The organism is Pseudomonas sp. GW821-FHT07B01 (assembly GCF_059419065.1).
On sequence record NZ_JBWKRA010000021.1, the window covers coordinates 86,440 to 113,113 of the forward strand.

General features: G+C 60.4%; 22 protein-coding genes. 9 read left to right on the forward strand and 13 right to left on the reverse strand.

Going from position 1 to position 26,674, the window contains the following annotated elements:
* Positions 1-18: 18 nt before the first annotated feature.
* The 4 genes from AC07S6_RS21200 to AC07S6_RS21215 all read right to left on the reverse strand — a co-directional run bounded on the left by AC07S6_RS21200 (position 19) and on the right by AC07S6_RS21215 (position 6,548).
* Positions 19-3,162 (reverse strand): CusA/CzcA family heavy metal efflux RND transporter, encoded by a 3,144-nt coding sequence (locus tag AC07S6_RS21200; protein WP_495112965.1) that lies wholly within the window; start codon positions 3,160-3,162, stop codon positions 19-21.
* A gap of 18 nt (positions 3,163-3,180) precedes the next feature.
* Positions 3,181-4,287, reverse strand: a complete 1,107-nt coding sequence (locus AC07S6_RS21205) for an efflux RND transporter periplasmic adaptor subunit (RefSeq protein ID WP_098949645.1) — start codon at positions 4,285-4,287, stop codon at positions 3,181-3,183.
* A 19-nt stretch (positions 4,288-4,306) separates the two neighbouring features.
* On the reverse strand, positions 4,307-5,533 hold the full coding sequence (locus AC07S6_RS21210; RefSeq protein ID WP_495112966.1) for a TolC family protein: 1,227 nt from the start codon (positions 5,531-5,533) through the stop codon (positions 4,307-4,309).
* A gap of 109 nt (positions 5,534-5,642) precedes the next feature.
* Positions 5,643-6,548: a cation diffusion facilitator family transporter gene (locus AC07S6_RS21215; RefSeq protein ID WP_014716792.1), complete on the reverse strand. Its 906-nt coding sequence runs from the start codon at positions 6,546-6,548 to the stop codon at positions 5,643-5,645.
* 318 nt (positions 6,549-6,866) lie between these two features.
* Here AC07S6_RS21215 and AC07S6_RS21220 point away from each other — a divergent pair, with 318 nt between their 5' ends.
* A complete protein-coding gene (locus tag AC07S6_RS21220; RefSeq protein WP_212613819.1) occupies positions 6,867-7,859 on the forward strand; it encodes a DUF4917 family protein in 993 nt (330 codons plus the stop codon).
* Positions 7,860-7,946: 87 nt separating this feature from the next.
* Here the strand turns inward: AC07S6_RS21220 and AC07S6_RS21225 are convergent, their stop codons facing one another.
* Positions 7,947-9,236 (reverse strand): MFS transporter, encoded by a 1,290-nt coding sequence (locus AC07S6_RS21225; RefSeq protein WP_495112967.1) that lies wholly within the window; start codon positions 9,234-9,236, stop codon positions 7,947-7,949.
* A gap of 186 nt (positions 9,237-9,422) precedes the next feature.
* On the opposite strand from AC07S6_RS21225, the gene AC07S6_RS21230 reads away from it, so the two are divergent.
* Positions 9,423-10,841, forward strand: coding sequence for a short-chain fatty acid transporter (locus AC07S6_RS21230; RefSeq protein ID WP_003188294.1), 1,419 nt, complete (start codon positions 9,423-9,425; stop codon positions 10,839-10,841).
* 68 nt (positions 10,842-10,909) lie between these two features.
* Here AC07S6_RS21230 and AC07S6_RS21235 read toward each other — a convergent pair whose 3' ends face one another.
* Both AC07S6_RS21235 and AC07S6_RS21240 read right to left on the reverse strand, forming a co-directional pair.
* Entirely contained in the window at positions 10,910-11,143 is a 234-nt protein-coding gene (locus tag AC07S6_RS21235) for a HepT-like ribonuclease domain-containing protein (protein ID WP_495112968.1), read from the reverse strand.
* The gene (locus tag AC07S6_RS21240; protein ID WP_032893707.1) at positions 11,140-11,430 is read right to left on the reverse strand and encodes a nucleotidyltransferase family protein; all 291 of its coding nucleotides are present in this window, start codon (positions 11,428-11,430) and stop codon (positions 11,140-11,142) included. Before AC07S6_RS21240 ends, AC07S6_RS21235 begins: the two co-directional genes overlap by 4 nt.
* A 155-nt stretch (positions 11,431-11,585) precedes the next feature.
* Between AC07S6_RS21240 and AC07S6_RS21245 the strand changes: the two genes are divergently transcribed.
* From AC07S6_RS21245 to AC07S6_RS21255, 3 genes are all read left to right on the forward strand, one after another.
* Positions 11,586-13,286 (forward strand): acid phosphatase, encoded by a 1,701-nt coding sequence (locus tag AC07S6_RS21245; protein WP_495112969.1) that lies wholly within the window; start codon positions 11,586-11,588, stop codon positions 13,284-13,286.
* Positions 13,287-13,405: 119 nt separating this feature from the next.
* On the forward strand, positions 13,406-14,575 hold the full coding sequence (locus AC07S6_RS21250) for a hypothetical protein (protein WP_495112970.1): 1,170 nt from the start codon (positions 13,406-13,408) through the stop codon (positions 14,573-14,575).
* A 135-nt stretch (positions 14,576-14,710) separates the two neighbouring features.
* Positions 14,711-15,226: an SET domain-containing protein gene (locus AC07S6_RS21255; RefSeq protein ID WP_495112971.1), complete on the forward strand. Its 516-nt coding sequence runs from the start codon at positions 14,711-14,713 to the stop codon at positions 15,224-15,226.
* Here AC07S6_RS21255 and can read toward each other — a convergent pair.
* Positions 15,223-15,867, reverse strand: a complete 645-nt coding sequence (gene can, locus AC07S6_RS21260; protein ID WP_003188288.1) for a carbonate dehydratase — start codon at positions 15,865-15,867, stop codon at positions 15,223-15,225. The two genes, AC07S6_RS21255 and can, sit on opposite strands and share 4 nt — an antisense overlap.
* Positions 15,868-16,005: 138 nt before the next feature.
* On the opposite strand from can, the gene AC07S6_RS21265 reads away from it, so the two are divergent.
* Positions 16,006-16,410 carry a serine kinase/phosphatase gene (locus tag AC07S6_RS21265; protein ID WP_096144133.1) on the forward strand — a complete coding sequence of 135 codons (405 nt, stop codon included), beginning with the start codon at positions 16,006-16,008 and terminating at the stop codon, positions 16,408-16,410.
* A 133-nt stretch (positions 16,411-16,543) separates the two neighbouring features.
* Here AC07S6_RS21265 and rimI read toward each other — a convergent pair whose 3' ends face one another.
* Together rimI and AC07S6_RS21275 are read right to left on the reverse strand one after the other, a co-directional pair.
* Positions 16,544-16,996 carry a ribosomal protein S18-alanine N-acetyltransferase gene (gene rimI, locus AC07S6_RS21270; RefSeq protein WP_003188286.1) on the reverse strand — a complete coding sequence of 151 codons (453 nt, stop codon included), beginning with the start codon at positions 16,994-16,996 and terminating at the stop codon, positions 16,544-16,546.
* A complete protein-coding gene (locus AC07S6_RS21275) occupies positions 16,989-17,735 on the reverse strand; it encodes an energy transducer TonB (protein WP_495112975.1) in 747 nt (248 codons plus the stop codon). The genes rimI and AC07S6_RS21275 overlap by 8 nt, the downstream gene beginning before the upstream one ends.
* Before the next feature lie 187 nt (positions 17,736-17,922).
* Here AC07S6_RS21275 and mksB point away from each other — a divergent pair, with 187 nt between their 5' ends.
* Genes mksB through mksF form a run of 3 tightly spaced genes read left to right on the forward strand, consistent with a single transcriptional unit; the run spans position 17,923 to position 22,734 of the window.
* Entirely contained in the window at positions 17,923-19,200 is a 1,278-nt protein-coding gene (gene mksB / locus AC07S6_RS21280) for an Mks condensin complex protein MksB (RefSeq protein WP_014716784.1), read from the forward strand.
* Positions 19,190-19,897, forward strand: a complete 708-nt coding sequence (mksE, locus tag AC07S6_RS21285) for an Mks condensin complex protein MksE (protein WP_014716783.1) — start codon at positions 19,190-19,192, stop codon at positions 19,895-19,897. The genes mksB and mksE overlap by 11 nt, the downstream gene beginning before the upstream one ends.
* Entirely contained in the window at positions 19,894-22,734 is a 2,841-nt protein-coding gene (gene mksF / locus AC07S6_RS21290) for an Mks condensin complex protein MksF (RefSeq protein ID WP_495112972.1), read from the forward strand. The genes mksE and mksF overlap by 4 nt, the downstream gene beginning before the upstream one ends.
* Positions 22,735-22,920: 186 nt before the next feature.
* Here mksF and AC07S6_RS21295 read toward each other — a convergent pair whose 3' ends face one another.
* Genes AC07S6_RS21295 through AC07S6_RS21305 form a run of 3 tightly spaced genes read right to left on the reverse strand, consistent with a single transcriptional unit; the run spans position 22,921 to position 26,486 of the window.
* Positions 22,921-25,224, reverse strand: a complete 2,304-nt coding sequence (locus AC07S6_RS21295; protein ID WP_019817032.1) for a PqiB family protein — start codon at positions 25,222-25,224, stop codon at positions 22,921-22,923.
* Positions 25,217-25,840, reverse strand: a complete 624-nt coding sequence (locus tag AC07S6_RS21300; RefSeq protein WP_054897181.1) for a paraquat-inducible protein A — start codon at positions 25,838-25,840, stop codon at positions 25,217-25,219. The genes AC07S6_RS21295 and AC07S6_RS21300 overlap by 8 nt, the downstream gene beginning before the upstream one ends.
* Positions 25,827-26,486: a paraquat-inducible protein A gene (locus AC07S6_RS21305; protein WP_034128130.1), complete on the reverse strand. Its 660-nt coding sequence runs from the start codon at positions 26,484-26,486 to the stop codon at positions 25,827-25,829. The genes AC07S6_RS21300 and AC07S6_RS21305 overlap by 14 nt, the downstream gene beginning before the upstream one ends.
* Positions 26,487-26,674 lie beyond the last annotated feature (188 nt).

Genomic DNA, 26,674 nt, shown 5'->3' on the forward strand with positions numbered 1-26,674 from the left:
GCGGCGTTTTCACGGTTGTCAGGCGGTCTCTTCATCGCGGCGATGAGCCCATTGGTACAACGCCGGCAGCACCAGCAAGGTCAGCAAGGTCGAAGAAATAATCCCGCCAATCACCACGGTCGCCAATGGGCGCTGCACTTCGGCGCCGGTGCCGGTGGCGAGTGCCATGGGGATAAACCCGAGGGACGCCACCAGCGCGGTCATCAGCACCGGGCGCAGACGGGTCAACGCGCCTTCGTGGATCGCCACCGATAATGAGCGACCTTCCTCGCGCAGGTTTCGGATGAAGGCGATCATCACCAGGCCATTAAGCACCGCCACGCCCGACAAGGCGATAAAGCCCACACCCGCCGAAATCGACAGCGGAATATCACGCAGCCACAAGGCCATGATCCCGCCGGTGAGCGCGAATGGGATGCCGGTAAACACCAGCAGGCCGTCCTTGAGGTTGTTGAACATCATGAACAGCAACCCGAACACCAACAGCAACGCCACCGGCACCACGATGCGCAAGCGTTCAGAAGCCTCCTTCAACTGTTCGAACTGGCCGCCCCAGGTGGTCCAGTAACCGGCAGGGACTTTCACCTGGGTGGTGATGGCGGCTTCGGCCTCCTCGACAAACGAGCCGATATCGCGCCCGCGCACGTTGGCGCTGACGATCACCAGGCGCTTGCCGTTCTCGCGGCTGATCTGGTTGGGGCCCAGCACCAGGTCGAGGCTGGCAACCTGGGACAAGGCGATAAAGCCCAACTGCCCCGAGGTACTACTCGCCAGCGCTGGCACCGGGATCAACAGGCGTGACAAGCCGTCGATATCGGTGCGCAACGTATCGGACAAGCGCACCACCATGTCAAAACGCCGATCACCCTCGTACAGCGTACCGACCTGGCGCCCACCGACCGCGACGGCGATGGTGTCCTGCACATCACCCACATTCAGGCCAAAGCGAGCGGCCTTGTCGCGGTCGATATTGATGGTCAGCACCGGCAGGCCGGAGGTCTGTTCCACCTTCACTTCCGAGGCGCCGTTGAGCTTCTGCAAGGACTCGGCGATTTCCCCGGCAGTCTGGTTGAGCACCGCCATATCATCGCCGAACACCTTCACCGCCACATCGCTGCGCACTCCGGAAATCAGCTCGTTGAAACGCAACTGGATCGGCTGCGACAGCTCATACACGCTGCCCGGCACAATCGCGCTGGCCCGTTGGATGTCAGCGATGATTGCCTCGCGGGACTTCTTCGGGTTCGGCCATTGGTCCTTGGGTTTGAGCATCACGTAGCTGTCGGAAATATTCGGCGGCATCGGGTCGGAGGCGATTTCCGCCGTACCGGTGCGCGCAAACACCCGCTCGATTTCCGGCACTTGGGCCAGTAAGGTTTTTTCCAGTTGCTGCTGCATCTGCACTGATTGGGTCAGGCTGGTGCCAGGCACACGCAGCGCCTGTTGGGCAAAGTCGCCTTCGCTGAGGCTGGGGATAAATTCACTGCCCATGCGGCTGGCAACCAGGCCCGAGACGACGATGGTGAGTGCGGCCAGGCCGAACACCAAGGGCCGACGCACCATCACCCAGTTGAGCACCGGGTCATACACCCGGCGCGCACTGCGCATCACAATGTTTTCTTCTTCCTTGACCTTGCCGGTGACGAACAACGCAATCGCCGCCGGTACGAAGGTCACCGACAGAATCATCGCGCCGAGCAAGGCAATCACCACCGTGAAGGCCATGGGGTGGAACATCTTCCCGGCCACGCCCGTGAGAGCGAAGATCGGCAGGTACACCACCATGATGATCAACTGCCCGAAGATCAGCGCACGTCGCGCCTCCTTGGCCGCGGCGAACACTTCGTGCAGGCGTTCACTGCGGGTCAGCAACCGGCCATGACGGTGTTGAGCATGAGCCAGACGGCGGATGGCGTTCTCGACGATCACCACCGCACCGTCAACGATAATGCCGAAGTCCAGCGCGCCCAGGCTCATCAGGTTGGCGCTGACTTTGTTGGTGAACATGCCGGTGAAGGTGAACAGCATCGCCAGCGGAATCACCATCGCCGTGATCAGCGCTGCACGGATATTACCCAAGAACAGGAACAACACCGCCACCACCAGCAACGCACCTTCGAAGAGGTTTTTCTTCACCGTGGCGATGGCTTTTTCCACCAGGTTGGTGCGGTCGTAGACGGTGACGGCCACCACACCTTCGGGCAGCGAGCGGTTGATCTCCTCAAGCTTTTTCGCCACCGCCTGGGACACGCTGCGGCTGTTCTCACCGATCAACATGAACACCGTGCCCAGCACCACTTCACGGCCATTTTCGGTGGCGGCGCCGGTACGCAGCTCACGGCCAATGTCGACCTGGGCCACATTGCGCACGCGGATCGGCGTGCCGTCCGAGGTGGTGATGACAATGTTGGCGATGTCGTCGATAGACGCCACCTGGCCCGGCGCGCGGATCAACAACTGTTCGCCGCTGCGCTCGATGTATCCGGCGCCAACGTTGGCGTTGTTGCGCTCCAGCGCCGTGACCAGATCGTTGAGGGTCAGGTTGTAAGCGGCCAGGCGCTTGGGGTCTGGCGCAATCTGGTATTCCTTGGCGAAGCCGCCGATGGTATTGATCTCGGCCACGCCTGGCACGTTGCGCAGCTGCGGTTTGATGATCCAATCCTGGATCACCCGCAGGTCGGTGGGGGTGTAAGGCGTACCGTCCTCTTTGCGCACACCGTCCTCGGCTTCGACGGTCCACAGGAAAATTTCCCCCAGGCCAGTGGAAATCGGCCCCATCGCAGTTTCGATCCCGTCGGGCAATTGCTCGCGTGCCAGTTGCAGACGCTCGTTGACCAGTTGGCGGGCAAAGAACAGGTCGGTGCCGTCCTTGAAAATCACCGTAACCTGGGACAAACCGGAACGCGACAATGAACGCGTCTGCTGCAGGCCCGGCAGGCCGGCCATGGCGGTTTCGATGGGAAAGGTGACGCGCTGCTCGGTTTCCAGCGGCGAAAACCCGGCCGCCGCCGAGTTGACCTGCACCTGCACGTTGGTGATGTCAGGCACCGCGTCGATGGGTAGTTTCTGATAGCTGGCGATGCCGACACCGGCCATCAACAGCACCGCCAGCAACACGATGATGCGCTGCTCGATGGCGAATTGGATAAGGCGCTCAAACATGGGGAATCACTCGCAGGATCAATGGGCGTGTTCGGCCGAGCCTTTGCCCAGTTCGGACTTGAGGATGAAGCTGCCAGCCGTCGCCACCTGCGCGCCGGCCTCCAGGCCTTTACGCACTTCGACGTAGCCGTTTTCACTGACGCCCAGTTCAAGATGGCGGGTGATAAAGCCGTCCGCCGTGCGCACAAACACCGAGGGTTTGTCCTCGACGGTCTGGATAGCGGTTTGCGGCACGGTGACCTTGGCCTGGTAGGTATCGGTGGCCACTTGCACGGCCACGAACAAGCCCGGGCGCCAGGCGTCGTCAGGGTTGGGGACCGTTACGCGCACGGTGGCGGTGCGCGTCTGCTCACCGAGCAAGTTGCCCACATAGGCCACGGTGCCCAGCACTTCGGTGCCCATTTCCGTCGAGCTGACTTTCACCGGTTTGCCCACGCGAACCTTGTTCAAGTCCTTGGGAAATACGCCGAAGGTGACCCACACCTGTGACAGGTCCGAGAGGGTGAAGGCATTGCTGGTTTCACTGACCACCTCGCCCACCCCCAGGTGTTTTTCCACCACCACACCGGCGAAGGGCGCACGCAGTTCATAACGATTGCCGCCGGCCAATACGGCGCTGCCGCTGAGGGCGGTCATCTTTTGCCGCGCATTGTTCAGGGCGATTTCGGCTTCTTGCAGGGTCTGCCGCGCCAGCAGGTAATCCTGTTCGGCAGAGATTTTGTCCTGCCACAACTGACGCTCGCGCTGGAAGGTGGTACGCGCCAGTTCGACCCGGCGCTCACTGGCCGCCAATTCGCTGCGCTGGTCGGAAATCTGCTGGCTGGCGATCACCGCCAACAGCTCACCCTTCTTCACCGACTGGCCCAGGTTGACCTTCACCGCCTCCACCACGCCTGCCGCACGGGGCACGATATGGGAGGTACGGTCTTCATCAAAACGCACTTCGCCCGGCAGCGTCAGCACGGTGCTGATGGCACGCGGTTGCGCCTGGGCCAACTGGATGCCGGCGGCTTGAATCTGCTGCTCGGTGAGTTCGAGCTTGCCTTCTTCTTCCTCGGCGTGGGCGAAGCCGGAAAGCATCAGGCCCAGGGCGACGGCGAGCGCCATGCCATGTTTTTTGTTCATCAGGAGACTCCAGGAAAAATCAAAAGCGGGCGAGGTCGCCGTAAATGCGTTCGATGCGTACCCAGGCCTCGGTGGCCTGGGCGGTGGCCGCAAGGTATTGGGTGCGGGCCGCGATCAAGGTGCGCTGGGCGTCGAGCACGTCGAGGAAGTTGAACTTGCCCATCTCGAAGCCACGGGTGGCGCTGTCTACCGCACTTTGTGCGGCGGGCAGGATCTGCTGGTTGAACGCGCGCACTTCGGTATTCGCGGTCTGCCACAGGTCCAGGGCCTGGCGGGTTTCGGTGCGCAGGCGCAGCTCCGCGGCGTTGCGCAGGTCGCGGGCCTGGTCGGCGCGTCGGGTGGCCGCGAGGATGTTGCCCTGGTTGCGGTTGAACAACGGGATCGGCATCGACACGCCCACCAGGTTCACCCGTTCGCGCACGCTGGCGTCGTATTGACTGCCGATGGACACGTCCAGGTCCGGAATGCGCTGGGCTTTTTCCAGGCCCACGCTGGCTTCGTTCTGCACAATGTTGAGTTCGGCCAGGCGCAATTCGGCGGTCTGCTCAAGGCGTGCCAACAATGGCGCGGCGGCGGGTAACGCCGGTACGGAAGTGCTTGGCGTGGCGACGACCTGGAAGTCGGTGGCGGCGCTGCCGGTGCTGGTGGCCAGACGACGGTAGGCGTCAGTGAGGCCAATCTGGGCGCGGTTCAATTCCAGGCGGATTTGTGACACCTGCACCTGGGCACGAGTGGCTTCCACGGGTGACGACTTGCCAGCAGTGACGCGCCCGTTGGCGACCACCAGGCCGCGCTCGGCAAGCGTCATGGAGCGTTGCGCCAGGTCAAGGCGTTCCTGGGCGCGCAGGGCGCCGTAGTAGCTGTCGATGATCTCGGCACGCAACTGGTTGCGACGCTGCTCCAGGGTCAGCGCGGCGGCATCCTGGGCGCGGGTGGCCACCTCGATGCGCGCACCGCGCTTGCCGCCCAGTTCCAGGGTCTGGCTGAGTTTGATGTTGGTAGTGCGGCTGTTGCGGCGGGTGTCTTCGGCGTCCCAGGAGGCCACCGGGTTGGGGATCAAGCCGGCCTGTTGGCGGCCGCCTTCGGCGATGTCGATTTCCCATTGTGCGGCCGCCAGGTCCGGGTTGTTGGCGAAGGCGGTTTGCAAGGCAGCATCGAGGGTGAGGGGTTGTGCCTGGGCGGCGTTTGCGGATATCCACACTACTAGTGCCGCCGCCCCCAACAGTGTTCTAACGAAAATTGCCATAACGAGAGTTCCACGCCCATGAAGTCGCTGAGGTTTCCCAGCGGGGGCAATGTAGCTTTCGGTACTTATCAGGGCCGTGGGCGAAAGATTACAAATCCGTTAGCCAGGCTCAGGCATGCACTTCGTCGTGATCGTCATGTTGAAAACCCTCGCCCTCGACCTGGATCGTGGCGTGGGAAATATCGAACTGTTCGTGCAGTAACTCCGTCACTCGGCTGAGGATCTGTTGCTCAGTGCCCTGGGACGCATCCGCGACCAGGTGCGTACTCAGCACGTTCTTGCCACTGGTGAGGGCCCAGATATGCAGGTCGTGCACGTCCCTGACCCCCGGCACGCTGCGGATGGCCTGCTCCACCTGCTCGATGTCCACACCCTCCGGCACACCTTGCAGCAGGATGTTCATGCTCGCCTTGAGCAACGTCCAGGTGCGCGGCAATACCCAAAAGCCGATGGCGGCCGCGACCACGGAGTCAACCCAACCCCAGCCAGTGAACATGATCACCAGCGCGGCAATGATCACGCCGACGGAGCCCAGCATGTCGCTCCAGACTTCCAGATAGGCTCCCTTGACGTTGAGGCTCTCGCCGCTGGCGGCGCTGAGCAGACGCATGGAGATCAGGTTGACCACCAGCCCCAGCAGCGCAATCACCAGCATGCCGGTGGACTGGATCTCGGCGGGCGCCTGCAGCCGCTGGTAAGCCTCGTACAAGATGTAGAACGCCACGGCGAACAGCAGTAATGCGTTGAAGGCGGCCGCCAGGATCTCGAAGCGCGCATAACCGAAGGTGCGCTTGCGGTCTGCCGGGCGCTTGGCGACCTGGATCGCCACCAGGGAAATCGCCAGGGCCAGGGCGTCGGTCATCATGTGCGCCGCATCGGACAACAGCGCCAGGCTGCCGGTGACAAAGGCACCGATGACTTCGGCCAGCATGAAACTGCCGGTCAGCCCCAGGGCGATCCATAACTTGCGTTCGTGGCCGGCGCGTACTTGGGCGTGGCTGTGTCCTGCGCTCATGAAATGTCCTCGTGGGTTGGGATGGGGCGGATCATAGAGCTATAGGCCAGTTCCACTGGCATGGTTTGCAAAATTGTCATCTGAGCGCCAGAGCGTCGTTAGCTTCGGGCGCACCAAAATCGTTCATGCGCGCGTTGGGGAAGCTATATCAGGCGTGGCGTTGTTGATCTGGGCACCTTGCCGTCCTCGTGCTTACCGTCAGGAGAAGGGTCTTTAACCTCACTCGTAATACACCGTCTTGCCTCAGCGAGCGAATAATGGCATATAGTCATCATGCAAATTATTGTGTCTTAAATATTACTCACAGGGAGCGTGAAGGTGATCACCTACAACGACGCGATGCAATCAGTCCCCTTGGGCCAAAAACCCTCGGTATTACTCGCAAACGGTTTTTCTCAAGCGTGGAACCACCAGATCTTCAACTATAAGTACCTGCTTCAAGCTGCTAATTTCGGAGATCGAGAGCTTCAACTTAAAGAACTTTTTAAACAACTCAACACTTATGACTTTGAAAAAGTCATGAAGCGACTGGTTTCCACGCAGCTTGTACTAGAAATTTACGAAGCGAACCCACAACTCATAGAAACCGTAAAGCGAGATCAAGAAGTACTGAAGTCAGCACTTATAAATGCCATCTCCCACACTCACCCTCCACTACCCAGCAATATTTCTGACGAACAATACACCACTGCACGAAAGTTTTTATGTTCATTCAACCAAATATTCACACTGAATTATGACCTATTGCTTTACTGGGCAAAAAATAAAAACAACCTACCTCCAGAGCGCTACTCCACTGATGACGGCTTCAGATACCCAACATCCTGGGTAGGGCATGGCACTAACCAGGAGGTCCATTTTCTTCATGGGGGACTGCACATTTATGACACTGTATCCGGTATAAAAAAACATAAATGTACGGAAGATGGAGTCCCCATAATTGATCAAGTCAGAGAAAACTTAGAGCACGGGAAATTCCCCCTGTTTGTTGCGGAGCCGACCCATGCAAAAAAACGCGCACGGATAGAGCACAACCCCTACTTAAATTATTGCCTACGGAAGCTTAGAAACTTAAACGGCACACTCTTTATCTATGGCCATTCTATAGCAGACAACGACAGCCATATATTTGAAGAAATAAAGGAAGCTCAAGTGGAGAAAATTTTCATTAGTATCTACGGAAAAGCTGACAGCAAAGAAAATCAGCAGACAATGATGAGAGCAAAAAATCAATTTTTCGGATTTGATATCGAATTTTTCCAGGCCGAAACAACACCAATCTGGAGCCCGCAACAAGCTAAAATTCCGTAAGCAAAAGATTAAAAACTATCTCCCCCTCCTATTAGCAGAAATCTGGCTATGGGAGGGAGAGGTTGAGTATTGACACTCAGAAAAAAATTAGTAGTTCGCGTAGCCTAAATTACGATAGACGATCGTGGTTCCCACCCCCACCGCCCCCATCACCACGCAATACCCCACGCAGATCCACGGGCTGGTCGGCATCAGCGCGATCAACAACAACGGTGTAGTACTTGCCCAGAGTGCGTAGGCAATGTTGTAGGTGAAGGAAATGCCGGATACCCGCACCGGCGCCGGAAACAGCCCGACCATCACCGACGGCACCGCGCCCACCACGCCGCAACTCAGGCCCGCCACGGCGTACGCTGCTCCGAGCCACACGCCGCCGGCGATCAGGCTGGCGTACAGCAGCGCAATGCCCACCGGCAGCAACAGGCTGTAGACCAATACCGCGCGCCACGCGCCGATGCGGTCCACCAGCAGGCCGGCGAGGACGCAGCCGATATTCAGGAAGACGATGCCCAGGGCACTCAGAGCGAAGGTGTGGCTGGGGCTCATGCCGAAGGTTTTCTGCATCATGGTCGGGGTGATGACCACCAGCACCACCACGGCAGACGTCAGCACGCAGGTGAGGATCATCGCCGGCAGCAGCACGGCGCGATGGTCGCGCAGCACGGTGCGCAAGGGCATTTCGGCGGCGGCCTGGCGACGCGCCTGCATCTCCAGGAATACCGGGGTCTCGCTGAGCCAGCGGCGCAGCCATACGCCGATCACGCCGAATACGCCGCCGAGCAGGAAGGGGAAGCGCCAGGCGTAGTCGAGGATCTCGGCGGGGCTGAAGACTTGCGCCAGCAAGGTGGCGGTCAGCGCCCCCAGCAGGTAACCAAAGGTCAGGCCGGCCTGCAAAAAACCCAAGGCATAGCCACGATGGTGACGTGGCGCGTGCTCGGCGACGAAGGTCCAGGCGCTGGGCACTTCGCCGCCCACCGCTGCGCCTTGCAGCACGCGCAGCGCCAGCAGGATCAGCGGGGCGAAATAGCCGATTTGCGCATAGGTCGGCATGACGCCGATCAGCAGGCAGGGCAAGGCCATCATGAGAATGCTCAGGCTGAAGACGCGCTTGCGTCCCAGGTGGTCGGCAAAGTGCGCCATCAGGATGCCGCCCAATGGACGGGCGAGGTAGCCGGTGACGAAAATGCCGAAGCTTTGCAACAGGCGCAGCCACTCGGGCATTTCCGGCGGGAAGAACAGTTGGCTGAGGGTCAGCGCAAAGAACACGAAGATAATGAAGTCGTAGATTTCCAGGGCGCCGCCGAGGGCGGCCAGGCCCAGGGTTTTGTAGTCGGAGCGGGAAAAACGCTGCGCCCGTGGGGAAAAGGTGGCAGTCATGTGCAGGCTCGGCAGACAAACAAAATGGCGTGCAGGTTATGAGCTGAGCCCATCGATGGCAATCGCGGCGGATATATTTGTTTTCCTCATTGATCGTTGAAGATAACAACATTCCCAAATCAATGGCCGTAGAGGAACATGCCGTAAAACTGCCAAACCCCATAATAACTACAAGAGGAAAGACTCGTGGCCGATGCTATCGAAGACAGCCGCTATGCCCGATTTGCCCTGCGTTGCTCCAACTTCGCCGAGCGCTGGTTTCCTGACTCCTGGGTGTTTGCCGCCCTCGCCGTGATTATCGTCGCCGTCGCGACCCTGGGCATGGGCGCCGCACCGGCCGAAGCGGCCAAGGCATTTGGCGATGGGTTCTGGAGCCTGATCCCGTTCACCATGCAGATGGCCTTTGTGGTGATCGGCGGTTACGTGGTCGCCAGCTCACCACCCGCAGTGAAGTTGATCGACCGCCTGGCGCGCATTCCCAAGAATGGCCGTTCGGCCGTGGCCTGGGTAGCGTTGATTTCCATGGTGGCGTCGTTGCTTAACTGGGGCCTGTCCCTGGTGTTCGGCGGTTTGCTGGTGCGGGCATTGGCCCGGCGCACGGACTTGCGCATGGACTACCGTGCCGCTGGCGCTGCAGCGTACCTGGGCCTGGGGGCCGTATGGGCGCTGGGGCTGTCGTCGTCGGCCGCGCAGTTGCAGGCCAACCCGGCCAGCTTGCCGCCGTCGATTCTGTCGATCACCGGCATGATCCCGTTCACCGAGACTATTTTTTTGTGGCAATCCGGCGTGCTGTTGCTGGCGCTGATCGTAGTGTCGCTGATCATCGCCTACGCCACCGCGCCTGGCCCCAACAGCGCCCGGGATGCCAAGGCCTGCGGCATTGACCCGGCCTTCAACCTGCCCAAGCCGCAGGCGCCGACGCGCCCCGGTGAATGGCTGGAACACAGCCCGTTGCTGACGATTCTGCTGGCGTTGCTGGCGGCCGGCTGGCTGTTCCATGAGTTCTCGACCAAGCCGGCGATCAGCGCCATCTCGGGGCTCAATACCTATAACTTCCTGTTCATCATGGTTGGCGCGCTGCTGCACTGGCGCCCGCGCAGCTTCCTCGATGCCGTGGCCCGAGCGGTGCCGACCACCACCGGCGTGCTGATCCAGTTCCCGCTGTACGGCTCGATTGCCGCACTGATGACGGTGGTCAAGGGCGGCGACGGCCAGACCCTGGCGCACCATATCTCGACGTTCTTCACCTCCATCGCCTCCCACGACACCTACGCCCTGCTGATGGGCGTTTACTCGGCAGTGCTGGGCTTCTTCATCCCCTCAGGTGGCGGCAAGTGGATCATCGAAGCGCCGTATGTGATGCAAGTGGCCAATGATCTGCAATACCACCTGGGCTGGGCGGTGCAGATCTACAACGCCGCCGAGGCGCTGCCGAACTTGATCAACCCGTTTTATATGTTGCCGTTGCTGGGTGTGCTGGGGCTGAAGGCACGGGATTTGATCGGGTTTTCGTTCGTGCAGTTGCTGGTGCATACGCCGCTGGTGTTGTTTCTGCTGTGGGCGTTGGGAACGACGCTGAAGTATTTGCCGCCTGTGATGCCCTGAATAACGGGTGACCGCAACTGTTGGTAAACAGTTGCGGTCAAGGATTTACAGGAAGGCGTGCCAATAGATCAGGTAATGCACTCTGTACAAGGAATATGTGAATGGCGTACCGCGAAGTCCGGATGCTGATCCATGATTTTCGTCGACGCTTCACCAATGATGATCAGGCTCATGACCACAGCTTGTTGTGTTCGCCGGTCTTCCAAAAACTCTTCTTTGCTCAAGCCCTCTACAAAAGTGATCGCGTCAGTGGCAGCTTGCCTTATGTGCTCCAGATAATCCCCTAGCCGACTTTCCGTCATACTGGCCGGGCCTCCGCTAGCACTTTATCGCGAAACTTCAAAGGCAAGTCGCCAGGCGTAAGCAGGTCGACATTAACGCCGAGCAAGTCCTCAAGCTCGACCTGCAACCCACCGAGATCAAAGAGCGTTGTGCCCGGCGGCGCGTCTACCAGCAAATCAAGATCACTGCCTTCTTGGTCAGTCCCCATCAGTACCGACCCAAATACTCTGGGATTGGAAATACGGAAACGTCCGACCACTTCTCGTACAGCCGTTCGTTGCAGATCAAGTGCAGTTGAAGGTCTCACGACTCATCTCAGTGATGTGCATCAGAAGGGCAGTCTAGCAGCGCTTGAGCTGTGTAGACACGCCCCGCCCATCACACGCCTGTCTTTGTTCCGTCACATTCCATTGCTACCGTCCTGCGAAATATCTTGCAACATCTCGCCAAGGATTCCTCGCAATGAGTGACGAGCACAACGACCACCCTGCCCACGACTGCGCCCCCAAAACGCCGGTAGACACCAGCCGTCGGCGCTTCCTCGGCGGTGCGGCGGTGTTGGGGGTGGGTGCGACCTTGAGTGCCTGCGGCAATACCAGCGAAGCACCAACCCCACCAGTACCACGGCCGCTCACGCCCCAGGAATTGGACAAGGCGCTGCGCGAGCAGGTGAAAACCGTGGTGGTGATTTACGCCGAGAACCGCAGCTTCAATAATCTTTTCGCAGATTTCCCCGGGGTGGAGAAACCGCTGTCGGCGTTAACCGCCAAGGACTTCCTGCAGCGCGACCGCGATGGCAGCGTATTGCCTACCCTGCCACCGAGCTGGGGCGGTGTGTTGCAGGTCGGCCCACAAACGGTGGACGGGGTGACTTACCCCAGCGAAGTGCAATTCCAGCAAAACCTGCCCAACGCGCCGTTCGCCCTCAAAGGCCCGCAGGGCGAAGACCTGCCATTGAGCCTGGTGACCCGCGACCTGTGGCACGTGTTCTACCAGAACCAGATGCAGATCAACGGCGGCAAGAATGATGGTTTTGTCGCCTGGGGCGATTCCGGTGGGCTGGTGATGGGCCATTACGCCCAAAGCCGTTATGCCCTGCGCCTGTGGGACGTGGCCAAGGAGTTTGTGCTGTGCGATAACTTCTTCCAGGGCGCGTTTGGTGGATCGTTCCTTAACCACCAGTACCTGATCAGCGCCACCGCGCCGTTTTATCCCAATGCCGCGCAGTCGGTGGCCAAGGCGCAGATCGCCACGCTGCAAAGCGATGACCCCAGCGGCACGCGCCTAAAGCCCTTGGACACGTCACCGGCCAGCGCCATGACCGGCCCACCACAATTCGGCCCCAGCGCACTGACACCCGATGGTTACGGCGTAAACACCCTGGCCCCACCCTACTGGCCCACCTGGATCCGCGACCCGCAAAACCCGGATTATTCCAAGCCCGACCTGCCCAATGTGCTGGTGCCGCAAACCCACGAGCATATTGGCGACAAGCTGTCGAAGAAGAACATCGACTGGGCCTGGTACGCCGGTGCGTGGCAAGCCACCCTGGAGCAGTTCAAGGACTCCGGCGGCATCCCCAAGATTCCGAATTTCCAGTATCACCACCAGCCGTTCAATTACTTCAAACAGCAAGGGCCGCAAAACCCCGCAGAACGTGCCAAGCGCTTGCGTGACGGTGGCTTGGGCGATGAGTCGAGCACCAACCGGTTCTTCGCCGACGCCCAGACCGGCAAGCTGCCCGCCGTGAGCTTCTACAAACCCCAGGGCAACCTGAACATGCACGCCGGTTATGCCGACGTGGCCTCGGGCGACCGCCATATCGCCCGCGCCTTGAAGGTGCTGCAAGAAAGCCCGCAGTGGAAAAACATGGTGGTGGTGGTGACCGTGGATGAAAACGGCGGCTGGTGGGACCACGTGGCGCCGCCCCAGGGTGACCGCTGGGGCCCAGGCTCGCGGGTTCCGGCGCTGGTGGTGTCGCCGTTTGCCCGCAAAGGCACGGTGGACCATACGGTGTACGACACGGCATCGATCCTGCGTTTGATCACCCGGGTGTTCCAATTGGAGACCCTGGACGGCCTCAAGCAGCGTGATGACGCGATGATCGCGCGCGGCCAGAAGCCCATGGGCGATCTGAGCAATGCTCTGCAGTTCAGCCTGTAGGGGCTTATCCAATAACGACATGCCGGGCGATTTAACACGCGATTTTCCTGGTCAGCCGCTACTGTGTGCAGGTGGGCTTCCATCCCGCGCAGACGGGCTTCGCTGACAAGGAATTGACTATGTTTAAACCGACCAGGCTGTCCTTCACCTTCGCCGCACTACTGGCGAGTGCGGTCGTACAGGCCGACATCGAGGTGCCACTGGGCAGCACGCAGCGCGTCACCCAGTTGTTCGCGTACCCCAATAACTGCAACGTGATCTGCTTTCGGCCATGGTCATTGGAGCAGACCGCCGAACACTATTTGAACCAGAGCCTGCAGCGTGACGGTTACAGCCGGGCCAAGGTCAGTGTGAAGACCCACGGCGGTCAGGTCATGGCGACCTTCAGCGGCGTGCCAGACGGTTACGGCCAGCCACTGACCACGCTGCTCAATACCGCCGACCTGGCTTACCAAGGTGCGCGCCAGCTCAACAGCGATGGCAAATGGGCCTACAACTGGTACCTGTTCCTGCCGTTAGGCATGGCCTTGGAAAACCGCAAAAGCATTGAGCTGTTGCACTTCCCTCCGGATTACTCGCTGACCCAGGCCCAGGATTACCTGGAATCAGCCACCACCGACCGCTGGGCCACCTTGTTAAGCGAAAATGGCGTACCGGCCACAGAAACGCCGGCGTACCAGACCATCATCGATATCGCGCCCATCGCTGCACCGTCCAATGCCGGCAAAGACCTGGAAACCGTCTACGGGTATTTCACCGACTACCAGACCCGCATGGTCAAGGAACTGAGCCTGCGCCCTGGCGGCGCGTTGCCGATGGTGGCCTTCGGCGCGCCGGTGCGTAGCTGGATCCAGCAACAATACGGGCAAACCGTGGGCGTGCTGAGCCTGGCGCAGATCAGCCCGGAGCCTGGCAAAACCGTCTCGGTATTGGGCGCCAACCACCCCAGCTACATTTGGTATGCCGCCAGCCCCGACAGCTATGACGGTGACGAGCAAAAAGCCGACGACGCCGGCTTGAAAGTGATGGGCCAGGACTTGAGCGCCGCCTGCTGGCAAGCCGGCATGGGCCAGAAGCCCGCCAGCGATGCAAATGTATTGCTCAAGGCCTGCCAGAACACGTGGCAGGTCACGCGCAAGGAGCAGACGTGTGAGTTGTTCTACACCTCGGTGCGCCACCTGACACCCGAGCAGGCCAACGCCAAGTGCGCCACAGCGCCCATCAAGGCGCAGTTGAAACAGCTGAGAAATGCCGCCCCCGCCCCCACCGTCACGGCCCCTGCGCTTTAAGGTGAATAAACCGTTTCTACTGTCAACTTTGACAGTAGAAATCGGATCCCACTTCGGCGAATCTTGGGCCGCGCCCATTTGCTGCAAGACTGGCCGCCAGGTCCGCAGGTCCATGCAGCCCCGTTCAGGAGAGTGATGAAAACTCGAGCCATGGATAAGGCTAAAGCGGCTGTGAATGACGGCCTCTATCCCTTTGAGACGCTGCAGGTGGAACAGGGTTACCCCTCGACCGCACAATTCAAGGTCGTGCGATACCCTAATGGCAAGAGGGGTGGAATCAAGGCGCGCATCGACTTTGACAGTCGAGTACGCATCGCCCTGGTTTCAGGCTACGCAGTCAGCGAGCGCCGCTCGCATACGCTGCAACTATCGTCGCGTATCCACTTGTACGATAGCTGGTTCTGCGGCCTGATACGGCACTCCTGCAAGCCGAACGTGCTCCTGGACACCACGTACATGGAACTATGGACCCTGAACACCATTGCCGCAGGCAGCCTGCTGACCCTGGATTACGCCATAACCGAAGACGCGCTGTACCGGCAGTTCGCTTGCCATTGCGGCGAGCTGAACTGCCGGGGTTGGATCACCGGCAGCAAAGAGCCGTTGAACGCCCAAGGCCAGGCCTGGTGGCACGAAAACAAACGGCTCTAGGCTTCGCCCAACGGACGCAGGCGGTATTGCGGCGGCAGTTGCTCGAAGCCACTGATGGTGGTGTTCAAACTCTTCCAGCGACCGTCCTTGATGCCATAGATGCAGCCATGGATCGACAGGCTCTGCCCACGATGCCAGGCATTTTGCACAATGCTGGTGTGGCCGACGTTGGCCACCTGCTGGATCACGTTGAGTTCGCACATGCGGTCCACGCGCTCTTCTTCGGTCGGCAACTGGGCCAGCACATCGCGGTTTTCGTAGTAAAGGTCGCGAATGGTGCGCAGCCAGCCATCGATCAAGCCGAACTGACGGTCCTGCATCGACGCACGCACGCCACCACAGCCGTAGTGGCCAGTGACGAGGATGTGTTTGACCTTGAGCACGTCCACCGCGTACTGGATCACCGACAGGCAGTTGAGGTCAGTGTGCAGCACCACGTTGGCGACGTTGCGGTGCACGAACAGGTCACCAGGCAACATGCCGACGATCTCGTTGGCCGGTACACGGGCATCGGAACAGCCGATCCACAGGTATTCCGGGGTCTGCTGGCGGGCGAGCTTGGCGAAGAATTCGGGATCTTCCTGTTTGATCGCGTCCGCCCAGCGTTCGTTGTTATCAAGCAGGTCTTGTAGTTCGTTCATCGGGGAAGCCTCAGGAATGATGCGCAGGTTTGTGACTGACAAGCCCTCGTCCGGGTCACGCCAGGCGCTAATTAGCTTGAATTTTTTGGCTGCCATGCCTGTCCACACACTATAAGCCCCACAGTATGAGGATTGGCCATGACTGAATCACGACGTCCCTACGGCGCAACACAGCCGGAACCGATCGATGACAACGAAGATCGCATGGGTGAGATGCGCGAGCTGGATTTTGACGAGCAGGACCAGACTGCGGAAATCGGCGACGAGTTGCCGCGCCGTGAGCGCGACCATCTGATGCCCGACGAACGGGTGCGCGAAGCCGGGCTGACCGGCGCTTCGACGGATGATCATGAATCCACCGATGACGATATGAGCCCGGAAACGTTGATCCGTGAGGATGGCGCCAGGGATGCGCAGGAGGAAGGCGAAGACAATGCCGCCGACTATGACTTGAGCGTCGTGGGAGAAAATGACATTGGTGGCGGGAATGGGTTGGATGAGGCGGAACTGGCTGATCTGGACCCGCTGAACCGCAAGCGCTGATCGATCATCACCCTATGTAGGTGTAGGAGCGAGCTTGCTCGCGAAAAACCCACCGGCGCCGCGGTCATCCAGGAAGCACGCGTTATCGTTGACGTTTTTCGCGAGCAAGCTCGCTCCTACAGCTCACGGTTGTTCAGTCGACGAGGGTGCAGGCCATCACGACTGCATCTTCGCGGCCACCCACCGCCGGGTAGTAATCCCGGCGACGGCCGATCTCGTTGAAACCATAACGCTCATACAGGCGAAACGCGCCGGTATTGCTGTCCCGCACTTCGAGGAAGCATTCTCGCGCATTGGCGGCATAGGCGCGCGACATCAAATGCTCCAGCAGCGCCAGGCCCAGGCCACGGCCCTGGTTTTCCGGCTTCACGGTAATATTCAGCAAGTGCGCTTCATCGAGGATGATCTGCACCACCCCGTGCCCCACTTGCTGCTCGCCTTCGAACATCAGCCAGATCTGGTACTTGCCCAGCCCGTCGAGAAAAATTCCGCGGGTCCAGGGGTGGCTGAACGCCGCGTATTCGATTTTCAGCACGGCGTCGAGGTCAGCCTCGGTCATCGGGCGAAAGGATAAAGCCTCACTCATCAGTTGTTTTCCAGCGCGCCATCAGCCGGCGCATGGCTTGCCAGACATCAGCCTTACGCTGTGGCTCTTCCATTAATAATTCCAGGCCCGGCAGGGCCCACACCGACCCCAGGCCTTCAACCTGCAGCTCGCGGTACCAGGCCTCGGCGTTGGCTTCACCGGCAAACCGCACAGCGGGCAGGCCGATCAGCCACAGGCACACGCAAGGCTCGTCTTCCAGGCGTGCCGAGACAAACCCCTGGACGAAATCTCGTGCGGCCTCGGGGCCCTGGTCCATGGTGCCGCGCACCAGCAGCGGCCAGCGCACCGGCTCACCGACGATTTGCGGGCTGTCGGGCAGGCCGGCGGCGCGCAGCATGTCCTTGAGCAACAGGTAGGCCGGGTCGCGGGACTGGAAACGTTCGCCGGTCGGCAGTTCCACCAGCAACAGGCAACGCCCGGCCCGCAGCAATTGCAGGGCAAAGCGTGGCGGCGGCACGACCGGCGCCTTGGCCACCGGCGCAGCCTCCTCCACCACCTTGGCAGCTTTGGTCACCGGCGCAGGGCGCGGCACTTCGATCTTGGCCCGTTCGACCACCGGGCGCGTCTCAGGGGTGGGCTTGACCACCGCCAAGGGCGCGGCCGCTTCTTCCCCCGACGACTCGAACGCCTCATAAGGCTCAAGCGCCTGCAACAACTCGGGCCGCGATGGTGCGGCAAACGGCAGTTCGGTGCGGGGCAGCCAGTTGACCACCTGCATGGCGGTCAAGTAAGCGCGACGTCGGGACTCGATAAGCACAGCTCGGCCACTTGTGGATAAGTAAAGAGCGGGGATTCTACCGCTGTTCGGCAACAATCGCCCACTGCGCACTGACCGGCTGTGGATAAATCCCGCGCCTGATGCAGTACAATCGCGACTTTTAATCGCCAACCAGCCGGCCATTCCCATGATCGAACCCAAGCGCGTCCTGCGCGCCCTCGCCGAACACTGGGCCTTACTTGAGCCTCTGTGCGAACACTTCGACCAAGGCACCCTGAGCCTGGGCGAGCTGCGCGCGCAATTGGCCGCCCAACAACTGGACAGCACGCCCCAGGACATCACCAGCCTGCTGGACGTGTGGATTCGCCTGGATATCCTGGTGCCTGTCGCCAAGAGCCCGAACCGTTTCGAGCTCAACGCGCAGATCCACGACTTCCTCGCCTATCTTCGCAAGGAGCACCGGCTCGGCCTGTGCCTGGAAATCGAAGCCTACCTGCGCCACCTGGAGCGTCTGGCCGGTTACATCCAGGACGCCTTCGACATCCGTGACGGCCACGACCTGGCCCGGCAACTGCGCCTTCTGGATATGCGCGTGCGCGATGTGCTCAAAAAACTCGCCAACGACGAACAAGCCCTCGCCGCCGTGGCCGACCGCGCCAAGACCAGCGACCGCCAGATCCCGTTGCGCCAGCGTTACGCCGAGGTATTGGCGACCTGGGACGAGTACGTCGAGCCGATGATCCAACTGGTGAACGCCGACGGCGCCTTCGAGCAAGGCGTACGCAAGGTGGAAAACGTGCTGCTGCGCATGCTCACCGAGCAACAGCGTCTTGGCCACCTGGTAGATGACGACATGCTGCTGCGCACCCATGCGCGCATCCTCGAGATGCAAACCAGCGCCCAGCTGACCTTGCGCCATGCGCGGGAGTTGCTGCTGCCGCTGCGTGAAGAAGCACGCCGGCATAACGCCGTGACTCGCGGTGCGGCGCTGGCCCTGTCGGCGATTCGCCGCAAAGGCCTGGACGCGGTGCCGCAAGCGGCGATGCCGATGTTCACGCGGCCGCAAAGTACCTTCCTGGGCAGTGCCAGCCAGGTCGAAGCCTATGTGTATGCCTTGGCGAATTTCGAGCCGAAACCGGCGCGTTTCCCCAAGGCGCACAAGTCCCACAAAGGCGAAGCCCCGCGCGCACCGCGTACGGTCAAGGAAATGCTTGAACGCTGCGAAGACGCGTTGCCGATGCCGGACCTGATGACCTGGCTGCTGGAGCAGGAACCGGACGGCGCCACCGATGAATTGCTGTACTGGTTCTCGCGCCTGTCCCGGGAAAAACGCTTCAAGCGCGAGCGCCTGGAACGTCGCGATTACCACACCCACGAGCACCAGGTCAGCCTGCGCTCCTTCGCCCTGCTCCCGGCCGGCGTCGATGCCACCGAGAATTCTGCGAGCACGCCTTATGCATCTTGATCTATCCGAACTGTCCCAACTGGCGCCGATCTTTCGCGAGCTGTTCAAGGGTTACCACGTCAGCCGCCGCGACCCGGAGCTGTACGCGCAATTGTCGAACTTCCAGGACCAGTACCGCACGCTGTTCAAGGCGCTGGGCTTTGAGCTGGTGTGCGATACCCGCGGCTTCTATTACTTCGTGCCGGACACTGCCGTGGCTGCCGCGCAGGTGAACAAAACCGCCCAGCGCCTGGCCTTGTTTACTTTCATCATCGTCGAACACCTGGCCGACCAAGGCCGCGACCCGGTTGCCGTGCTCGACGGCGGCAGCCTGGGCCGTGATGAATTGCCTTCGTTGCTGGAGAAATACCGTGACCTGTTTATCCAGGCCGAGGTGCAGACCCAGGAAGAACTCGAAGAAAAAATCATGCGCCGCATGACCCAACTGGGTTTTGCCAGCGAAGACAACGGTATCTACCGTTTCCTGCCGCCGATGCACCGTTTCCTGGATGTGTGCCTGTCGGTGCAGCAAGACCGCGACCTCGCCGCCAGCGTGCACAGCGTACTGCCACTGCCAGCACCGGTGATTATCGACGAAGACAGCGATGAGAAACTGCTGAAGACCGATGACCCGCTGGATTTGAGCGCCTTCACTGAGGAAAGCGAAGAAGATGCCCTGGCCCGTGCCATTGCCGAAGAACAGGAGACCGACGCATGAGTAAGGAACGCTACGGCATCCGCCGCTTCGCCCTATTGAACACCGCCGGTTACAGCCTGGGGTTGTTCCCGCTGGAAGAACCGCTGTCGGTGTACGGCGCCAACAACCTGGGTAAATCCGCCTCGATCAACGCCTTGCAGTTCCCGATCCTGGCACGTATGTCGGACATGAGCTTCGGCAAGTACACCCTGGAACAATCACGGCGCTTCTACTTTGCCACCGACACCAGCTACATCCTGGTAGAAGTCTCGCTGCCCCACGGCCCCCACGTCATCGGCGTGGTCGGCCGCGGCCCGGGCGGCGGCTTTGGTCATCAGTTCTTTGCCTACGCCGGTAAGCTGGACCTGGCCCACTACCAGAAAAACGACACCTGCCTGCGCCAGAAAGAGCTGTTCACCAACCTTGAGCGCGAGGGCCTCAAAGCCTACGAACTCAAGCCTGATGAGCTGCGGCGCTTGCTGGTGGGCGGGCATACGTCGATCCCGCTGGACCTGACCCTGATTCCGCTGCGCTCCACCAGCGAGCAGAGCCTGAAGACGTTCCGCGCGCTGTTTATCAACCTGCTACACATGCGCGAAATCACCGCGGCCAAGCTCAAGCAACTGTTCCTTGATGCCTTCGAACACAGCCTGCGTTCGGGCAGTGTCGATTACATCGCAGCCTGTGAAGAAGCCTTCCGCGATGTGCGACGCATGGAGCAGGACTACAACTCGCTGGTGGCAGCCGGCCCCTTGGTTGAAGCCCTGGCCAATGGCGTGAAACAGCGCGACGCCCTGCGCGGCAAACTGCATCGCCTGTCGCCGCTGCTGGATTCGTTGCTGGGCACCTGGTCGGACTACGCCAGTGCGCGCAAGGAAGAGCTGACCATCCAGGCCGAACACTACCGCAACGAGCAGGACGCGCTGCAAAACGACCAGCGCGGCGGCACCCAAGAGCTGATGCGCCTGGAGCGCGAAATCAGCGGCATCCAGCGTTGGTTGGGCGAGTTGTCGGTGCTCAAGCATCGCTTTGCCCTAGTGGATGACGTCAAGATGCTGGAGCAACAACTGCTCGCCGCCAAGGACGCCCACGATGAACTGGCGGGCGCCTTGGCGCAGTCGCGACAGTTCACCGCCGAGGACCTGGACGAGCGCCTGCGCGACCTGGAAAAGCGCTTGAAGTCGGTCAAGCAGCAGCTCGATCACGCGGACAACAACAGCTACGCCAAGCTGCGCGAAGAGTTCTCGCAGCAGGATGTCGAGCGCCTGATGCGCCTGTTCAACAGCTCGTTGTTCAGCCTGCCGCTGGGCGAACATGGCATCACGCTGGACGAGGACGGCCAGTGGGTCAAATCCCTGGAGCAGATCCTCGATGGCTTCAAGGGCGAGCGTTTTGAAGTGCCGGGGCTGTCCATCGACATCTCGCACATCGAGCCGCCGGCACTGCAAGCCCTGGCGGACCGCGCCGCGTTGCGTGACCAGAAAGAACGTCTGGAAAAAGAACTCAAGCAACTGAAAACCCAGCAGGCCGTGGCGTCCGACCGCGCCGCAAGCAAGACCCAGACCGAAGCGCTGTACCAGCAGGTGCTGGACGCCCAGAAGGCTTTGGAAGACTTCCGCCGCACCCAGACCCTGAGCGCCGAAGAAGGCGAGAAGCTGGAAAACCTCGCACAAATGGAAGCGGCCCAGGATGAGCTGAAGCGCTCTAGCGATGCCTTTACCGAGCGCGTTCAGCAACTGTCGGCCAAGCTGCAATTGGTCGGCCGCCAGATCGGCGATATGGAAGCCAAGCAACGCACGCTGGATGACGCGTTGCGCCGTCGTCAGCTCTTGCCGGCGGACCTGCCGTTCGGCACGCCATTCATGGACCCGGTCGACGACTCCATGGACAACCTGCTGCCGCTGCTCAATGACTATCAGGACAGTTGGCAGGGCTTGCTGCGCGCTGACGGCCAGATTGAAGCGCTGTACGCCCAGGTACGCCTCAAGGGCGTAGCCAAGTTCGACAGCGAGGATGACATGGAGCGTCGCCTGCAGCTGCTGATCAACGCTTACGCGCATCGCACCGATGAGGCGTTGACACTGGGCAAGGCACGCCGTGCCGCGGTGACCGATATCGCGCGTACCCTGCGCAATATCCGTAGCGACTACGACAGCCTTGAACACCAGTTGGCGTTGTTCAACCGCGAGATCAACAAACGCCAGGTGTCCAACCTGCAGAGCTTTCGCATCGTGCTGGCGCCGAACAAGGAAGCCCTCAAGCATATCGACCAGATCATCCACAGTGCCGGTCAGTATGAAGAAGGCGAGACCCTCTCGGTGTTCGACCTCAGCCAGAGCGCCGAACAGGACAACAAGAACGAAGAAGCCAAGGAATACCTGGCTCGCCTGGTAGCCGCCAACCATAACCAGTTGGGCCTCAAGGACTTGTTCGAATTGGCGTTCGAGATCACCAAGGTCAACGGCCAGCCGGTGATCCATACCGACATCGACGGCGCTGCGTCCAACGGCACCACCATGACCATCAAGGCGCTGACCAACATGTACCTGTTGCTGCACTTGATGGACCGCGACCAGGCCGGCCGTGTGCGCTTGCCGTACTACCTCGATGAGGCGGCGGACATCGATGAGAAGAACCAGGCCGCCTTGCTGGAAACCAGCTTGCAGCTGGGCTTCGTGCCGATCCTGGCGAGTGTAAAGCCGCAGGTCTCTGCCCAGGTGGCGATTGACCTGGAAGGCGGCAGCGGGCCGAACGGGATCTACATCGATGAGGCGGACTGGAAGTACATCCGTCGCCATGATGTGGTGAAGGCGACGATGAATGTACAGGCGGACGAGCCGGAGCTGGATGAAGTCTGACGGGTTGTACTGAAAGGCAAAAAGGCCGCGATCCTTTGGATCGCGGCCTTTTTTTCGGTTTGGGATTTGCGGTGTGTTTGTGGGCCTCATCGCGGGCAAGCCCGGCTCCCACAGGGATATGCATTTTCAGCAAGTATGCATTCCAACTGTGGGAGCCGGGCTTGCCCGCGATAGCCGCGCCTCGGTTTATTTACCGAGTGGAATCTTGGGTGCCCAGGTCAGCCACTCATCCTCAAACTTGTCGAACAACGGGAACGTCTGCTGCGGCCGTGCCGGGTTACCCATGCGCTCGCCATCCGGGGTGGCAAAGGCGATCCCGCCGGCCACCAGCGTTTCCAGGGACTCGGTACGCACGGTCGCGCCCTTGAACAAGCCGAAGTCGAGGCCAAAGCCGCTGGTGTTCCAGAAGCGGCTGCCACTGCGTACCAGAGGTGCGTACTTGGGCTCGATCAGGATGTGCACCAACACACGGTCAGCGGTCTGGCCGAGCTCATAGCCGGTGACTTTGCCGACCGTCACTTCACGGTAGGTGACCGGTACCCCTTCCTTCAACGAACCACGGCGGGCGGCGCTGAGTGTGAGGCTCAGGCCAGCCTCCTGATGCACCGCTTCGGGCGGCTGGGCCAGGGCGACAAAACTCTTCTGCGGGCCGGCGTTTTTCGCGGCCGGTTGCACCTCGATGTATTGGCCGGTGACCAGGGTCTCCAGGTTAGCCGTCTTCATCAGCCCCAGTTCCGGCTTGACCACCCAGAACTGGCTGCCCGTACGCGCAATGCGGTCCGCAACCTGAGTGATACGCGCCTTGAGCAGCACCGACTGCATGTCGGCACTGAGGTCGACACTTTCGATCTTGCCCACATCCAGCCCCTTGAAGCGCACCGGTGTGCCGGCGCTCAGGCCGTCGGCGCGGTCGACTTTGATGGTCACCAGAGTGCCGTGCTGGTTGGCGGCATCACGGTCGGCATACAGGCGGAAGCGCGGGATGCGATGTTTCAATGGCACATTCGGTTCCGGCGTTTCGAAGGCGATACCACCCGCCATCAGGCTGGCCAGGGACTCGCTTTTGACCTGGATGCCGCCGGTGAGGCCGCCCGTAAGGGTGACGCCGCTGGCATTCCAGAAGCGCGTCGAGCCGTTGACCAGGCTTTCGTATTCCTTCTCGATATGAACGCCGATCACCAGTTGTTTTTTCTTGCGTGAAAACTGGTAGCTCTGCACCGAACCGACTTTGACCTGTTTGTACAGAATCGGGCTGCCGACATCCAACGAGCCCAGGCTGTCGGTGAGCAGCACCATGTGCAGCCCCGGGGAACGCAGGTCCAAAGGCGGGGCCTTGGCGCGGGCTACGTATTCGCGTTGTGGCGGGGTGCCTTTGTCGCCTGGGCGAATCGCGATGTAGTTGCCCTTGACCAAGGCCTCCAGGCCAGTGATGCCTGCCAGGGAGATGGACGGTTTGACCACCCAGAATTGCGTGTCTTCGACCAGGTAATCTTCAGCCAATGGATCGAGGGTCAGCTCGGCGCTGGCGCTGGACAGGTCCGGATCGATCTTCAGGGTTTTCAGGCTGCCGACCTGGATGCCTTTGTACATGACCGGCGTACGCCCGGCCTGCAGGCCTTCAAAGTCAGTGAGCTTGACCTTGACCTTGATCCCCGCTGCGGCGGCATCGAAATCTTCGTATAGGCGGAAAGGCAGGCTCGGGTCGGTGGGCGGGCTGTCTTTGCGGTTTTCAGGAGTGGCGAAGGCGATACCTCCGGCGACAATGCTGGAGAGGGATTCGCTGCGCACTTTCAAGCCGGAAAGGTTGGCGTCGATACTGATGCCGCTGGCATTCCAGAAACGCGTGTGTTTGCGCACCAGGTTGGCGTAGGTCGGCTCGATATAGACCTTGATCTCGACGGTGCTCTGGTCTTCAGACAGCAGGTAGCTTTTAACCTGGCCGACCTGAATCTGCTTGTAGAACACCGGGCTGCCACGGTTCAGCGAGCCCAGGCGATCGGCCTTGAGGGTCAGGTGCAAGCCGGGCTTGGCGTCGGATAACGGCGGCTCTTCGGAGAGCGCCTTGAACTTGCGCGTGGGCTCGCCATCACCGGGGCTGGCGGCGATGTAGTTACCTGAAACCAGGGTTTCCAGGCCGGTGATACCGGCAAGGCTGACGCTGGGCTTGACCAACCAGAAGCGGGTGTTGGTCTTGAGGTACTGCTCCACGTCCTTGTTCATCTCGATGGTGGCGATCACCCCGCGATTGCTGCCTTCGTCATCCAGGGCCAGGGTTTTGACCTTGCCCACGGTCATGCCTTTGTAGACCACTTCGGTCTTGTTGATCTGAATGCCTTCACCGCTCTCAAAGCGAACTTGAATCTCGATACCTTGCTGGGAATAGGCACGCCACCCCAGCCAGCCACCGATGATCAGGGCAATCAGGGGCAGCACCCAAATGGCCGACCAGTTAGAGGCTGGGCGGGTTTTAGCTTTAGGCAAATCACTCATGGTCGTCGTCCGACTCCGTGTTATCCCAAATCAGTCGGGGATCGAAAGTTACTGCGGCAAACATCGTCAAGATCACCACACTGGCGAACGCCGCAGCGCCGAGGTTGGCCTCGATACTGGCTAGCCGCCCAAAGTTAACGAGCGCCACCAGGATGGCGATCACGAAGATATCCAGCATGGACCAACGCCCAATGAACTCGATAAAGCGATACATCACAATGCGTTGTTGCGCGGACAGCGGTTGGTGACGCTGCACCGAGAACAGCAGCAGGCCAATGCCGACCAACTTGAAGGTCGGTACCAGGATACTGGCGATGAACACCACGGCAGCGATAGGAAACATCCCGTGCTGCACCAGCTGGATGACACCCGACATGATGGTGCTGGGGTCGCCTTGGCCGAGGGAGCTGACCGTCATGATGGGTAACAGGTTAGCGGGGATATACAGGATTGCGGCGGTGATCAACAGTGCCCAGGTGCGTGTGAGGCTATTAGGGCGACGGGCATGGATCAACGCGCCACAACGGGTGCAGAGCTGCTCCTCGCTATCCGCTTCCTGCTTGTTCAACTCATGGCATTCGGTACAAATCAGAATACCTGCATCAATCGCCCGCATGGTCATCCTCTCCTGACAGCGCTTGCCAGATCTGATGGGGCGACATCACCACCTCAAGCAGAACTTGAACCATTAATAGACTGACGAAGCAGACCAGACCCAGGCCAATTGTGATGGAGGCCATGTCGGCGAGCTTTACGATCGCCACCAGCACACCCATCAAGTAGACCTCCAACATCCCCCAGTCCTTCATGTGGTGGTAGATGCGATATAGCAGCAGCCCGTAATTGCGCCCTATGTTCCAGCGAATACTGAGCAGCACTGCCAACTGGCACAGAAGCTTGAGCAAGGGGATGCCCATGCTGCACAGGAACACCACGGCGGCAACGCCTTGCATGCCCGTATCGAACAGGCCAACGACGCCGCTCCACACGGTGTCCTCCGAAGACTGCCCGAGTAGATTGAGCTGCATGATGGGCAAAAAGTTCGCGGGGACGTACAGCAGCAGGGCTGCCAGTACCAAGGCGAGACTGCGCTCGACCACATTGTGACGGTGAGCGTATAGCTCGTAGCCGCAGCGTGGGCATTGAGCTTTTTCGCCGAGGGCGAGCGTTGGTTTGCGCATCAGCAAGTCGCACTCATGGCATGCCACCAGATCGTCTAGCGGTAAATCCGATACCTCGTGGGCATCAACCGGATCGGGCATAGATAGGGCTCTGACTCTAAAAATGGTTAGGTGGCTATTCTAGTGGTGTCGCTCAGAAATAACTGTGCAAATTTGTCGGGCCAGTCAGGTCGCAGGTGGGGGCGGACAGGTGTGCGGGGACAAGGCGGACACTTTTCGAGCGCCCAAAACAAAACCCCAACTGCTTTCGCAATTGGGGTTTCGGAATT

What these genes read in the sequence shown, in the direction of transcription:
- rimI (WP_003188286.1), bottom strand. Translation starts at nt 16,996, where the DNA reads ATGAGTGAGGCTTTATCCTTTCGCCCGATGACCGAGGCTGACCTCGAC.
- AC07S6_RS21205 (WP_098949645.1), bottom strand. Translation starts at nt 4,287, where the DNA reads ATGAACAAAAAACATGGCATGGCGCTCGCCGTCGCCCTGGGCCTGATG.
- AC07S6_RS21250 (WP_495112970.1), top strand. Translation starts at nt 13,406, where the DNA reads ATGTTTAAACCGACCAGGCTGTCCTTCACCTTCGCCGCACTACTGGCG.
- can (WP_003188288.1), bottom strand. Translation starts at nt 15,867, where the DNA reads ATGAACGAACTACAAGACCTGCTTGATAACAACGAACGCTGGGCGGAC.
- AC07S6_RS21245 (WP_495112969.1), top strand. Translation starts at nt 11,586, where the DNA reads ATGAGTGACGAGCACAACGACCACCCTGCCCACGACTGCGCCCCCAAA.
- AC07S6_RS21275 (WP_495112975.1), bottom strand. Translation starts at nt 17,735, where the DNA reads ATGCAGGTGGTCAACTGGCTGCCCCGCACCGAACTGCCGTTTGCCGCA.
- AC07S6_RS21300 (WP_054897181.1), bottom strand. Translation starts at nt 25,840, where the DNA reads ATGCGGGCGATTGATGCAGGTATTCTGATTTGTACCGAATGCCATGAG.
- AC07S6_RS21215 (WP_014716792.1), bottom strand. Translation starts at nt 6,548, where the DNA reads ATGAGCGCAGGACACAGCCACGCCCAAGTACGCGCCGGCCACGAACGC.
- AC07S6_RS21225 (WP_495112967.1), bottom strand. Translation starts at nt 9,236, where the DNA reads ATGACTGCCACCTTTTCCCCACGGGCGCAGCGTTTTTCCCGCTCCGAC.
- AC07S6_RS21200 (WP_495112965.1), bottom strand. Translation starts at nt 3,162, where the DNA reads ATGTTTGAGCGCCTTATCCAATTCGCCATCGAGCAGCGCATCATCGTG.
- mksB (WP_014716784.1), top strand. Translation starts at nt 17,923, where the DNA reads ATGATCGAACCCAAGCGCGTCCTGCGCGCCCTCGCCGAACACTGGGCC.
- AC07S6_RS21295 (WP_019817032.1), bottom strand. Translation starts at nt 25,224, where the DNA reads ATGAGTGATTTGCCTAAAGCTAAAACCCGCCCAGCCTCTAACTGGTCG.
- mksF (WP_495112972.1), top strand. Translation starts at nt 19,894, where the DNA reads ATGAGTAAGGAACGCTACGGCATCCGCCGCTTCGCCCTATTGAACACC.
- AC07S6_RS21210 (WP_495112966.1), bottom strand. Translation starts at nt 5,533, where the DNA reads ATGGCAATTTTCGTTAGAACACTGTTGGGGGCGGCGGCACTAGTAGTG.
- AC07S6_RS21305 (WP_034128130.1), bottom strand. Translation starts at nt 26,486, where the DNA reads ATGCCCGATCCGGTTGATGCCCACGAGGTATCGGATTTACCGCTAGAC.
- AC07S6_RS21255 (WP_495112971.1), top strand. Translation starts at nt 14,711, where the DNA reads ATGAAAACTCGAGCCATGGATAAGGCTAAAGCGGCTGTGAATGACGGC.
- AC07S6_RS21265 (WP_096144133.1), top strand. Translation starts at nt 16,006, where the DNA reads ATGACTGAATCACGACGTCCCTACGGCGCAACACAGCCGGAACCGATC.
- AC07S6_RS21235 (WP_495112968.1), bottom strand. Translation starts at nt 11,143, where the DNA reads ATGACGGAAAGTCGGCTAGGGGATTATCTGGAGCACATAAGGCAAGCT.
- mksE (WP_014716783.1), top strand. Translation starts at nt 19,190, where the DNA reads ATGCATCTTGATCTATCCGAACTGTCCCAACTGGCGCCGATCTTTCGC.